This is a genomic window from Pseudomonas sp. NPDC077408 (genome assembly GCF_050269105.1).
Lineage (GTDB): Bacteria > Pseudomonadota > Gammaproteobacteria > Pseudomonadales > Pseudomonadaceae > Stutzerimonas.
The window spans coordinates 906,983-919,781 of record NZ_JBNNHS010000002.1 but is presented as its reverse complement, the minus strand read 5'-3'; the positions used below and the strand labels follow the sequence as shown (position 1 = coordinate 919,781).

General features: G+C 62.5%; 8 protein-coding genes. 2 read left to right on the top strand and 6 right to left on the bottom strand.

The annotated features are described in order from the left end of the window. Nucleotides 1–3: 3 nt before the first annotated feature. The 4 genes from ACQKEK_RS09170 to ACQKEK_RS09155 all read right to left on the bottom strand — a co-directional run bounded on the left by ACQKEK_RS09170 (nucleotide 4) and on the right by ACQKEK_RS09155 (nucleotide 7,466). Nucleotides 4–429 (bottom strand): OsmC family protein, encoded by a 426-nt coding sequence (locus ACQKEK_RS09170; RefSeq protein WP_128119860.1) that lies wholly within the window; start codon nucleotides 427–429, stop codon nucleotides 4–6. Nucleotides 430–529: 100 nt separating this feature from the next. Then, nucleotides 530–838, bottom strand: coding sequence for a DUF2388 domain-containing protein (locus ACQKEK_RS09165; RefSeq protein WP_499142161.1), 309 nt, complete (start codon nucleotides 836–838; stop codon nucleotides 530–532). 64 nt (nucleotides 839–902) lie between these two features. After that, on the bottom strand, nucleotides 903–5,648 hold the full coding sequence (locus ACQKEK_RS09160) for a PAS domain S-box protein (protein ID WP_499142159.1): 4,746 nt from the start codon (nucleotides 5,646–5,648) through the stop codon (nucleotides 903–905). A 177-nt stretch (nucleotides 5,649–5,825) separates the two neighbouring features. Further along, on the bottom strand, nucleotides 5,826–7,466 hold the full coding sequence (locus ACQKEK_RS09155; RefSeq protein WP_499142157.1) for a L,D-transpeptidase family protein: 1,641 nt from the start codon (nucleotides 7,464–7,466) through the stop codon (nucleotides 5,826–5,828). Between the two features lie 239 nt (nucleotides 7,467–7,705). On the opposite strand from ACQKEK_RS09155, the gene ACQKEK_RS09150 reads away from it, so the two are divergent. Continuing rightward, nucleotides 7,706–8,416, top strand: a complete 711-nt coding sequence (locus tag ACQKEK_RS09150; RefSeq protein WP_499142155.1) for a murein L,D-transpeptidase catalytic domain family protein — start codon at nucleotides 7,706–7,708, stop codon at nucleotides 8,414–8,416. 71 nt (nucleotides 8,417–8,487) lie between these two features. Here ACQKEK_RS09150 and tfpB read toward each other — a convergent pair whose 3' ends face one another. Beyond that, nucleotides 8,488–10,272, bottom strand: coding sequence for a type IV pilus assembly ATPase TfpB (gene tfpB, locus ACQKEK_RS09145; protein WP_128119855.1), 1,785 nt, complete (start codon nucleotides 10,270–10,272; stop codon nucleotides 8,488–8,490). A gap of 343 nt (nucleotides 10,273–10,615) precedes the next feature. Then, nucleotides 10,616–11,980: a CYTH domain-containing protein gene (locus tag ACQKEK_RS09140; protein ID WP_499142153.1), complete on the bottom strand. Its 1,365-nt coding sequence runs from the start codon at nucleotides 11,978–11,980 to the stop codon at nucleotides 10,616–10,618. Nucleotides 11,981–12,084: 104 nt separating this feature from the next. On the opposite strand from ACQKEK_RS09140, the gene ACQKEK_RS09135 reads away from it, so the two are divergent. Beyond that, nucleotides 12,085–12,762: a TIGR00153 family protein gene (locus ACQKEK_RS09135; RefSeq protein ID WP_045164191.1), complete on the top strand. Its 678-nt coding sequence runs from the start codon at nucleotides 12,085–12,087 to the stop codon at nucleotides 12,760–12,762. The last annotated feature ends 37 nt before the right edge of the window (nucleotides 12,763–12,799 follow it).

The window sequence follows — 12,799 nt, the reverse complement described above, 5'->3', positions numbered from 1 at the left end:
GAATTAGTTTTCCAAGGTCGCGGTCAGACTGATCTGCGCATTGAGCACGCGCGATACAGGGCAGCCTTCCTTCGCCTGGTTGGCGATCTGTTGGAACTGCTCGTTATCGGTACCCGGCACCTTGGCTTTCAGCGTCAGGGCGATTGCGGTAATGGAGAAGCCTTTGTCGTCCTTGTCCAGGCTGACTTCTGCGGTGGTGTTGATGCGCTCGGCAGTCAGTCCGGCTTGACCGAGCATCATTGAAAGCGCCATAGAGAAACAGCCGGCATGTGCTGCGCCAATCAATTCTTCCGGGTTGGTGCCGGGAGCGCCTTCGAAACGGGTGTTGAAGCCGTAGGGGTTGTCTTGCAGCGCGCCACTTTCGGTGCTGATGGTGCCTTTGCCGCTTTTCAAGTCACCTTGCCAGACGGCGGATGCGGTTTTCTTCATGGGATTCTCCGAATGCTGCGGGTGGACGAATGGCGACGCGGTCTGCCGCTTGGCTGCATGCGGAGCGACATCACCGGCCGGCTGGCCGGCGTTGCGTCACCTAGTGTTGTTCGGCTGCGAGGATCGCGCTGGCCAGCTGCATGTCGCTGGCCTGTAGTTGCGGTTGCTCGCTGCGCAGTTTCACCAGCATCGCTTCGAGATAGGGGCCACGGATGGCGCCATCACTGGCCACGAAGCTGCTGGCGTCTTCCCGTGCCGCGGCGACCAGCTTGTCGTCGCGGAACGTCATGTAAGTGGAAGCGGTGGTCGCGCCCGACGATAGAATCTGCCGGACGAACCCGTCGTCCGCCATCGCCGCACCGAAAGGGATACAGCTCAGGGTCGCGGCTGCCAGGAGTGTTTTGCGCATGATGGATGCCTCTGCTTGATCCTCCATTAGAGAGTGCGCAGCGATCAGCAGAGTTCCTTGGACGCTATCCGCTGCGTTCAATCAGTTGGCGAACCTTGGCGCCGAGCATGTCGATGCTGAAGGGTTTGGCTAGCATATCCATTCCGGGGCCGAGGAACTCGCCGCGTACCTGAGCGTTCGGTGCATAACCGGTGATGAACAGCACGTGCAGGTCCGGTCGGTGCTGGCGTGCGATTTCTGCCAGCTGGCGCCCGCTGATGCCGGGCAGTCCGATGTCGCTGACCAACAAATCGATACGTTGAGCACCCGTCAGATGCGGCAGTGCGCTGTTACCGTCCACTGCTTCGAGGACCTGGTAGCCGAGTTCTTGCAGGACCTCGACCACCAGCATGCGCACCGCGGCTTCATCCTCGACCACCAATACGGTTTCGTCGGCCTGCGCGCCGCTGACGGCCACTGGTTTGCTGGATTGCTCTTCGATGTGCGCAGCCTGCGTCCGGTTGCGCGGCAGGAACAAGGTGATCAGCGTGCCTTGCCCCGGTGTGCTGTCGATGCGTACATGGCCGCCAGTTTGCTTGACGAAGCCATAGACCATCGAAAGCCCGAGGCCGGTGCCCTGGCCGATAGGTTTGGTGGTGAAGAACGGGTCGAATGCCTTGGCGACCACTTCGGCTGGCATGCCCGAACCATTGTCGGCCACGCTGAGCGTGACGTATTCGCCGGGTTCGGGGCCGTCTGGTTGCGGTGTATTGATCTGTACCGAGCCGGTTTGAATGATCAGCCTGCCGCCTTCGCTCATGGCGTCACGCGCGTTGATCACCAGGTTGAGAAGGGCGTTCTCGAGCTGGTGCGCATCCGTGTAGGCCAGCCAGGGGCTTTCCTGCAGGCGGGTATCGAACTCGATGTGCTCGGCCATGGTGCGGCGCAGCATGTCCTCCATCGACTCGACCAACAGGTTGACGTTCACTGGTTGCGGATCCAGCGACTGGCGCCGGGCGAAGGCCAGCAGGCGATGGGTCAATGCCGCGGCGCGATTGGCCGAACTGGCCGCCGCATCGACGTAGCGACCGAGATCGTTGGCTTGACCGTTGGCGACTCGGCGCTGGATCAAATCGAGGGCGCCCAGCACCCCGGTCAGCATGTTGTTGAAGTCGTGGGCGAGGCCGCCTGTCAGCTGGCCGATGGCTTCCATTTTCTGTGCATGGCGCAGGGTGTCCTCGGCGCGCTCGCGTTCACCCATCTCCAGATGCAGCAGATGGTTGATCTCGGCCAGCTCGCGCGTGCGCTCGGCGACGCGTCGTTCCAGATTGTCGTTCAGCTCGCGCAGCGCTTCTTCGGCGGTGACCTGTGCTGTGATGTCGGTGTTGGTGCCGAACCAGCGGGTCACCTGACCGAAGTCGTCACGAATAGGTACAGCGCGCGCCAGGAACCAGCGGTACTGGCCGCTTTTGCCGCGTAGCGGGAAGGTTTCCTCCCAGATCGAGCCGATCGCCACGGCGCGTTTCATAGAAGCACTGACCCGCTCGTGATGGTCGGGGTGATGGACCGAGCGCCAACCCAGGGCTCGCATGGCCTCCAGTGTGGTTCCGGTGTAGTCGTACCAGCGCTTGTTGTACCAGTAGATGTGGCCTGCCGGATCGGCCATCCAGGCGAACTGGCTCATATTGTCGGCGAGGGTGCGGAATTGCTCCTCGCTGGCGCGCAATGCAGTTTCGGCGCGCATACGTTCGTCGGCCGTCCAGGCACGGTCAGCGACTTCGCGAATAAAGGAAATGTCGTCCTCAGCCCATTGCCGTGGTCGATCCTGCAGCAGGATCAAGGCGGCGCTGAGGGCGCCCTGCTCGTGCAGCGGCACGCAGACCAGGCTTTGAACGCGCCTCAGGCGCAGGCTTGCTGCCTGTGCGGCGGTACGCGGGTCATGCAGCACGTCTTCGACCACCACCAGCTCGTCGTGCTGCAGGTCGTAGATGAAGTCGCCATAGTCGGCAAAGCACATGCGCTCGCTGTAGTCACCCAGAGCGCCGTCGCTCCAGTAGCGCTCGACGGTGGCGTATTGTCCGCCTGGGTCGATGGACAGAAAGGCCGCGCGGGTCACCTGCAGTGTGGTGCCCAGCGCTCGCACGGCAGCCGTGACGATGGTGATGCTTTCCGGTTGTCCGCGCAGCAGATCGCCCAGCTCCATGAGTACCGATTGGCGCTGTTCGGTGATCTGACGTTCCTGTATCTGCTCTTCGAGCAGCGCGTTCATGCGCAGCAGCTTCAACGCAGCGTTGCGCTCAGCGGTGATGTCCCGGGCGGTGCCCAGCAGGCGAACCTTTCCATCGCTGTCTACCAGCCGGCGACCGCGATTGGTCTGCCAGCGGAACTGGTCGTTGCGCTCGTCATACACCCTGTATTCGAGGTTCAGTTCGCCGCCACCGACCCCGTCGAGCGCGTTGCGGAAGGCCTGCAGAAGTGCGTGGCGGTCGTCAGCGTGCACCCGCGCGAGGAATTGATCCACCGTCAGGGCGGGTTCGCTCGGTGCGATGCCCGCGAGTCCCTTGAGCTGGGCATCCCAGTGCAGGCAGTTGCCTTCAAAATCGTATTCCCAGACGCCAATTGCCGCGATCTCGTTGGCCAGGCTGACGCGCTGTTCGGCTTCCAACAAGGCCTCGCGCGCGCGCGCTCGGTCAGCGGCCGCGCGGATGCGCTCGGCTACTTCGCGCACCAGTGAAATATCGGCCTGGCTCCAGCGGCGTGGCTGTCGACTGCCGAACAGCAGAAAGGCGCAGTCAGCGGATTGCTCCAGCAAGGGCGCGAGCAACAGGCTGCGGTAACCAAGGTGTTCATGCAGGCCGCCGCAGTTGCCGTGACAATCGGCTTCGTCAAGGAGGTCCTCGAACGGCACGATAAGGCCTTGCGATAAGCGCAGGCGTAACGTCCGTGCACAGCCTCCAAGCGTGTAGGAGGCGGAACGAGATTCGCTGGGGCCCTGCGGCCAGTGCTGATCGATGATCAGGCCGTCGCGCTCGTCCACATGTCCTTGATAGATGCATTCCGCCCCCATCAGCTGGGCAAGCCGATCGGCCATCATGTCGGCCAGCTCGATACGACTACCGCTGTCCTGAAGACGGTCGCTCAACTCGAGCAGGTAGGATTGCTGGGCCTCGCCGCGGGTCCGCTCGCTGATGTCGGTGAAGGTGCAGATCGCCCCATGCAGCACCCTGTCCCGGTACAACGGGGCGACCCGGTATTCCACCGGCAGGCTGGTCCCGTCCGCGCGATAGAACAGCTCGTACTCGACGTGTGCCGGCTCGCCGGTCGTGGCGGTGCGCAGAATCGGGCATTCCTCGAGCGGATAGGGTGAGCCGTCCGGATGACTATGGTGGATAGCTGGATGCAGCTGCCGGCCAAGCACGTCTTCTTTGCTGGAAAACCCGAGCAGTTTGACGAATGCCTCGTTGCACAGGGTCACCAACCCCTTGGTGTCTATGGAATAAAAGCCTTCGCTTGCCGCGTCCAGCAAGCTACGGGTGAATGCCTCGCTTTCCAGCCGTTTGATTTCGGCCAGGCGTCGCTCGTGAATGTCCTGAGCGACCAATACCCAGTGCAGCAGCCGGCAGTCGCAGTCGTAAACGGGCGCGCCGCTGCCTTGGAACCAGCGTTGGCTGCCGTCCGCCGCCAGCAGCGGAACTTCGAAGCTGCCGGCCTGGCCGGATTTCAGGGCGCCTCGCCATTGCTTCAGTATGGCGTCGCGGTGATCCGGCGCCACCGCTGAGAGCCAACCCATGCCAGCCGAGGCTTCGGCGCTCAGGCCGGTAAAGTCACACCAGTAGCGGTTGCAGAAGATTAATTGCCCGTCAGCATCGCACTGCCAGATGACCTGAGGGCTCAGGTCGACCAGAGCTCGGTAACGCTCTTCAGCTTGGCGAACGGCTGCCTGTTCGTGCAGGCGCTCGGTCAGGTCGCGCAGGATATGGACGAAACCCAGGTGCTGACCGTGATCATCCTTGAGCGGCATTTGCACCCCGCTGGCCCAGAAGCGGCTGCCATCCTTGCGCACATGCCAGCGTTCGTTCATCGCCGAACCATCGCGTGCCGCGGTTGCCATTTCCTTTTCTGGCACTCCGCTGGCCACGTCTTCCTCCACGTAGAATCGCGAGGCGTGGCTGCCGATCGCGGCGTGCGGTTGCCAGCCGAGGATGCGTTCGGCGCCCTGGTTCCAGCTGGTGATGAGGCCCTGGGCGTCGGTGGTGAGAATCGCGTAATCGACTGCGCTGTCGATAATCTGTCGGTTTCGCTCGTTGGCTTCACGGCTGCGACGCAGCTCCAGCAGGGCCATGACTTGACGACCCAATGCCTCCAGATGGGCGCGCTGGCGCTCCGACAGCTGCCGCGGCTGGCTGTCCAGAACACATAGTGTGCCGAGCGGCAGACCATCGGCGGTGCGCAGTACCGCTGCGGCATAGAAGCCCGTCATACCGTTGGCCAGCGGCTCGTTGGTCAGGTCCTCGATCACCAGCGGTTCGCTGCAGCCGATGGCGCGGGCGCAGAGCGCCTCGTCTCGAGGACGGTTGCCACCTTCGATGTTGACCGAGGCCTTTACCCATTGGCGGTCCTTGTCGACGAACACGATGGCGGCGCTGGGGGTGGTGCACAGCTCGGCGGCAAGCAGCACCAGATCATCGAATGCCGCCTCGGCGGGGGTGTCGAGAATGCGGTATCGGGCCAGGGCTGCCAGTCGGTCAGCTTCGTTCCATGTATTGCTTGTGTTTTTCTTCTTCAAAACGTTTGCTCGGCTATCCGTGGCGGCAACGATCTTGGTGTCCATGCGGCGGCGACCGAGCGCTTGCAATGGCTAGGCGGCGGCGCAGATGCAAGCGGTTGTTGCTATGCAAGATACCTGTACAGGTCCTAATGCCAAGTAGACCTCGGTCTACGGGCAATCTGCCAGAGCCGCCGGTCTGGTCTTGAGCGGTAGCTCCCAAGTTGTCGTGGCTGGACGGCGTCAGTGCGGGTTGATCGCGGGCGGTACGAGGCCTCGGTCGGCCGCTTGCAATGCCGCCAGCAGCTTTTGGTCACGGCGGTAGACGTCGGGGCGATAGCGCGGCAGCCCGTTGCTGTCGGCTTCGGCTGTCCAGTAGGCCAGGAGTATCGGTGTGGGTTCTGTCGGGCGGTATTCGTAGGTCAGCCCAGTATCAAGCAATTGGGCAACGCGCTCGCGTTCGGCCTCGCTCAGCAGCAAATCAACCAGTTGCATCACCGATTCTACCCTGACACAGCCCGAGCTGAACGCCCGCTGCGAACGTGCGAACAACCCCTGGCTCGGCGTGTCGTGCAGGTAGATGGAGTAGGGGTTGGCGAAACGGATGACCACCCGGCCGAGCGGGTTGTCGGGTCCGGCGGCCTGACGCAGCAGGATCCGCCCCGGATTGCTCCAGTCGACCGTGGCCGGATCGAGTACACGACCTTCGTAATCGAGCACCTGCATGTTGTGTTGCGCGAGGTAGCCCGGGTTTTCGCGGATCTGCGGCAGCTTGTCCTCACGCAAGATGGTCGGCGGTACGGTCCAGGTCGGGTTGAGCGTGATTCGCGTGACGATCGACTTGATCGAAGGGGTCTGCCGAGTATCGCGGCCCACCTGGCTACGTGCTTCCCATTGCGGGCTGCTGTCACGGAAGTAGATCACTCGGCCGCCAGCGATATCGACCAGCAGCGAGCGCGGCTCGATGTCAGCGGATAGCCAGCGGAACCGTTCTAGATTTACCCGCAGCTGATTCAGCCGGTCGGCTGGCGTGGCGTTTAGTTCGGTCAGTGTGTCGGCGCCTAGGATGCCGTCGTCCTGCAGGGCATGGCGGCGCTGAAAGGCCTTGAGCGCGTCCACCAGCTGGTCACTGTAGCGATCATCGACGCCGCCCTGCGCGGCGGCCGTTGCGAGCAGGTAGCCGTCTGCGCTCAAACGCTGCCGTAGCAGTGGCACACGTGGATCTGACATGCCTGGTCGCAAGGTCTGGCCGGCGGGAATCCGCTGCCATTCTGGCTCCGGTTGATCGCGCAGCCGCGCATAGGCCTTGCGCAAGTTGTTGTACTGCTCCAGCGACGGACGCGCCTTATTGAATGTGTGCTCCAAGTGCCCCAGTCCTTCGCTGGCAATGGACATCAGATGCGCCTCGGCCTTCGGCGTTGCGGCCGCATCGGGGCTGTGCCAGACGGGCTCGATGCGGTCCTGGGGCAGGCGTCCTTGGGCAAGGTGACCTAGGGCTGACAGGTAGGCATGGCTGGCTAATACATCGCTGCACTCGCGGTGCAGCGGATCACGTGTGGCGGTTAGCATCGCCCGACGAATGGCTTCGGGATGGTAAGCCGCAGGTTCCAGTCCATCATCGACCAGCGCTTCGAGCTGCACCAACAGCGCGTCAATCTGCGCATAGGAGGTCCACAACATATCGAACTGCTTGCGCCGATAGAGCTCAGAAAGCCGTTCCAGAGCGGTTGTATCGACATCTGCCAGGGGCTGGCCGCACGCACTTGGGAGGTTCTGCAGGACACCCTGAATTGAGCCGGCGGGCTCAGGTATCGGTTCCGCCGCCGCCAGCCATGGCGCCAGAAGCAATGTGAAAAGCAGACCTGATGTATGTTTTTTGTACAACGCTTCACTCCTGGCGGTCCCGCTGACTGCTAGACTCCGCCGCTGAACAAGCCACGGTGCCTGGAAAAACTAGGCCCGTTCAGGCTACTAGAACTTGTTGTATCAGACGACGTGGGAGCGCTGCAGGTCCCGTCTGATTTAATTTCGCTACTTCAATTCGAATATGGGCCTGGTAGCGAGCAGTGGGCGTCGGTCGGCAGGGAAGATCGGCATTGGCGCCCGACGAGGTTACTGTGCAAATGATGGTTTCGCTTCGCCGCCTCTGTTTGGCCGTCGGCTTGCTCATGTCTATGCCGCTGCTGGCTGCTCCACCTGCTTATCAGCCGTTGGTGAACGATCTTGCCCGCGTGGCACCGAGCCTCGATCCGGTAGTGTTGACCCATGCTGTTGCGGCCATGCAGTGCGCGGTGAACCATGGCGCGACGCCGGCTCAACGGTTGGCCGTCATCGATTTTTCGCTGCCTTCGTCAGAGCGCCGGCTATGGATTTTCGACCTGCAGCGCGGGCGGCTCTTGCTCAAGGATTTCGTCGCGCATGGCAACGGATCCGGGGAAAACTTAGCTACGCGTTTCTCCAATGTCGAAGGTAGCCACCAGTCGAGCATCGGTCTGTTCCGCACTGCAGAAAGCTACAGCGGCAAGCACGGCTACTCGCTGCGCATGGACGGGCTCGAGCCCGGAGTAAACGACCTGGCGCGCGAGCGGGCGATCGTTATCCATCCGGCCGATTACGTGAATCCGGCCTGGATTGCGACGCAGGGACGTATCGGTCGCAGCCAGGGCTGTCCAGCGGTTCGCCCAGAAGTGGCGCGCATGGTGGTTGACAGCCTCAAAGGCGGCCAATTCATGTTCTCCTGGTACCCGGATCAGCAGTGGCTACAGTCGTCGGCTTACCTGAACTGTGAATCGGGCCAGGCGGCCACCTTGATTGCGTCAAGAACTGACAATTAAAAAAGTCGCTCGATGTTTAGAGAGCGAGGTGGATGTGAAAAGCGACATTCACCTCGCCGTTATCCTTTCAGCTATTTCTGTTCGCTTTGCGGCGTGACCCTGAGCACTTCTTCCAAGGTCGAGAGCCCTGCAGCAATCTTCTGCGCGCCAGATAGGCGCAGGCTGTGCATGCCGTCTTTGAACGCCTGACGGCGCAGGGCGATGAGGTCGGTGTCGGCGGTGATCAGTGGTTTGATCGCATCGTTGAGCAGCATGATCTCGTAGACCCCGGCGCGGCCGCGATAGCCGGTGTCGCGGCATTCGATGCAGCCCACCGCCTGATGGGCGTTACTCGGCAGCGGGGCATTCCAGGGTTTGGTCAGGGCCTGCCAGTCATCGGCGTCGAGCTTTATGGGCGCCTTGCAGTGTGGGCAAAGTGTGCGCACGAGACGCTGGGCCATCACCCCGAGAAGTGTTGCGCGGAGCAGGTAATGCGGCACGCCGAGTTCCAGCAAACGCGTGATGGCGCTCGGCGCGTCGTTGGTGTGCAGCGTCGAGAGCACAAGGTGGCCGGTGAGTGCCGCCTGGATCGCCATTTCCGCTGTTTCCAGGTCGCGAATCTCACCGACCATGATGATGTCCGGGTCCTGACGCATCAGCGCACGCACGCCGCTGGCGAAGGTCAGGTCGATGTTGTGCTGCACCTGCATCTGGTTGAAGGCGCCCTCGATCATCTCAATCGGGTCTTCGATGGTGCAGACGTTCACTTCCGGCGTCGCCAGTTGCTTGAGCGTGGTGTAAAGCGTGGTGGTCTTGCCCGAGCCGGTGGGGCCGGTGACAAGGATGATGCCGTTGGGCTGCCCGGTCATGCTCTGCCAGCGGCGCAGATCTTCAGCGGAAAAGCCCAGCTGATCGAAGCCCTTGAGCAGCACTTCCGGATCGAAGATCCGCATCACCATCTTTTCGCCAAACGCCGTCGGTAGGGTGGAGAGGCGCAACTCGACCTCACCGCCGTCCGGCGTTTTGGTCTTGACCCGACCGTCCTGCGGTTTGCGCTTCTCGGCGACATTCATGCGCCCCAGCGACTTGAGCCGGCTGACCACCGCCATCGCGACCTGCGGCGGGAACTGATAGACGTTGTGCAGGACGCCGTCGATGCGGAAGCGCACCGTGCCCTGTTCGCGCCGCGGTTCGATGTGGATATCGCTGGCACGCTGGTCGAAGGCGTACTGGAACAGCCAGTCGACAATGTTCACCACGTGCGCGTCGTTGGCATCCGGCTCCTGATCGCTGGCGCCGAGATTGAGCAGCTGCTCGAAGTTGCCGGTGCCGCTGATTTTCTGGTCGGTCGCCGTGGCGCCGCTGACTGACTTGGCCAGCCGATAGAACTCGACCGTGAAGCGCTGCAGGTCGACGGGGTTGGCCACCACACGCTTGATGGGCCGCTGGAGCACATGGGTGAGGTTGGCTTCCCAACTCTTTACGAAGGGTTGGCTGCTGGCGATGGTCACCGCCGAGCTGTCGACCGCCACCGCGAGGATCTTGTGCCGCTGGGCGAAGGCATAGGACATCAGCGGGGTGACCGCCGCGACGTTGATCTTCAGCGGGTCGATACGCAGGTACGGCTGCCCGGCCTGTTCGGCGAGCCAGACGGTAAGGCTTTCCAGATCGTGTTTCTTGCCGGGACGCGCCAGGTCGTCCAACTGCTGCGCGCCAAGAAACTCCAGCGGGTGCTGCTGGCTGTTCGCTGAACTGCGCCGCAGGGTCATGCATTGCTCAGCAGTTTCCTGCAGTAACCGTCCTTGGGCGACCAGATCTCGCAGCAGATCATTGAGGTCGAGGAAACGGTCCTGGGTGGGCGAGTTCAACACGGACATGGGGCCCTTCGGTCATGGCGGAGACGAGGGCCAAGCTTGCCGATAAATCAGCGCGCTGTCTGCCTGAGCGGTTCAACTTTGCGGGACCGTCCGTAACTGTCGAAGGCTGGCGGCACGCCCGCCGTTACAGCCGCTTGATCGCCAGCTTCGGTAGCGTGGGCTTCACCCACCAGCGTGTGGGGCGGGCATTGACCGCGCGCAATTGGGCAGGTTGGGGGTAGTCAAGTAGGGTGGGCTTCAGCCCACAAGACTCGGGTGGACGGGCACAGGTAAGGGGGCTTTGCGATAGCGGTGGGCTAAAGCGGAGCGCCGCCCGGCCCACCCTACGCCAGGCACCGCCCCGCTATTTGGTCAGCAACTTCCAGGGCTTGAGCGTCCAGACCGTACGGGCCTGGTCCACCCGCGCCTCGAGCAGCTCGTCGTTCAGCGGCTGTCCTGCCAGCTCGTAGAGCTTGGCCAGTTCGCCGTAGAGACGGTCGGCTTCCGGCAGCTCCAGCGTGGTCCGAGCCAGGTGCAGCCAGACCAGCAGTCGTTCCATGCGTGGGCGTTGTTCGGCGAGGTCTTCGGGTTGCTGCTGATAACGCAGCAGTTGCAACGCTTCGGCTTCTTCGCCGAGCTGGCGAGGCAGCCAATTGCCCAGCTCCGCGGCGCCCTGGCGGTTGCCACGGTTGTTGCGTCCGCTGGTCCAGCCGCGTTGCAGCAGCCAGAGCGAGGCTCTCAGCGAGAACAGCCCCCAGCGCGGCGCGGCCAATTCGGCGGCAAACTCGTCGGGTGCAGCCTTACGCGCATTCTCGTCGTCCTGACCGGCCTCGATACGCGGGCGCCAGTCCTGGCTCAGTGCGTCGAGCTGCTCGCGCAGTTCGCGGCTGGTCGCACGCGGGGCGGCCTGGCCGAGGCTGCCCAGCAGGGCGCGCAGCTCGACCAGTTGCTGCAGCCAGTCGCCGAGCAGTTTCCAGTGGCCGTTAAAGCGGTACTGTTCGGCCAACCGCTGGCTGTTGCCCAGCAGCTGCCAGGCCAGCGCGGCGAAGGCGTCGTCCAGCGGCATGCTCGCCGCAAGCGTCGGTGCGGGCAGGCTCAGCGAGTAACTGTCGGCGTTATACAGGCGGTAACCCCGCTCGGCCTTGCTGATGTCGCAAGGCATGAGCGCCAGGTCGGAGGCCAGTTCTGCGGCCAGCTCCAGCAGCGCTTCGGGTTCGCCCTGGCGCAGCTCCAGCTCGAGTTCGCAAATTTCTTCGCTCTGTTTGCCAGCGATTACTTTGCCCAGATCCAGCGCCGCTTCGATAACCACCTTGGCCTTGCCGCGACCCCAGGCGATTTCGGCTTTTTCGCGGACGAAGTCCGTGGTGAAAATCGGCTTCAAAGTTTTCTTGTCCAGCTCGGCCAGGCTCGCGGGCCAACACTCGTCCGCGAGTTTTTTCAGGTCCAGCTTGGCCTTGTCCAGGTACCAATCCCACTCGTTACGCTCGGACAGCCCAGCCACGCTCTGGCCGCGGCTCTTTAGCGTCTGAATAAACTGCTCGCCGTCGCGGCGCAGACGCAGCGCGACCTTGGCCTGAGCCAGGTCGCGCTCGGGGGTGTCGTAGTACTGGTTGAACAGTTCGTGCCGCTGCCAGCCGCTCTTGTTGCGTTTCTTCAGCAGCGGATGCTCGCGCAGGGCCGCCAGGGTTTCGCGACTGACGCGCAGTTTGATTTCGGTTTCTTTCTGCATGGTGCCGAGATGATGCCTATGTTTGAGTGTGACCTACGTCACTTGGTAGCGGCCCTTTGAGGTCATCCGTATACTTGCCGCCTTCTGAAGCCGGGGTGTTCCCTATGCCAATCAATCCTTTCGTCAGCCTGTTCGGACGCTCGCCCATCGGGCCGATGCAACAGCACATGGCCAAGTCCCACGAATGTGCCGCCAATCTGGTGCCGCTGTTTCAGGCGATCACGGCCGAAGACTGGGAACGGGTCGAACAGATCCAGAAAGAGATGGCCCGACTGGAAAACGAGGCCGACAAGCTAAAGAAGAGCGTCCGTCAACATCTGCCCAAGAGCCTGTTTCTGCCGGTTCCGCGTTCGGATCTGCTGGAGCTGCTGAGTGTACAGGACAAAATTGCCAACCGTGCCAAGGACATCGCCGGGCTGATGCTGGGCCGTTGCATGACCATTCCGCCGGCCCTGCAGCCGGAAATGATGGCCTTCGTGCAGCGCAGTGTCGACGCCAGCTGCCAGGCGCTGAAAGCGCTCAAGGAACTGGATTCGTTGCTGGAAACCGGCTTTGCCGGTCGTGAAGCTACGCTGGTAGAAAAAATGGTCGAGGAGCTCGAGGAAATCGAACGCGAAACCGACCGCATGCAGATCACGGTGCGCCGCGCGCTGTTCAAGCTGGAAAAGGAATTGCCACCCGTAGACGTGATGTTTCTCTACAAGATCATCGAATGGATCGGTGACGTAGCTGACCGTGCCGAGCGCGTCGGCAACCGTCTGGAACAACTGCTGGCGCGCTGATGCGCCAGCGTCTTTTCTGGTTCAACAGGTAATTCCT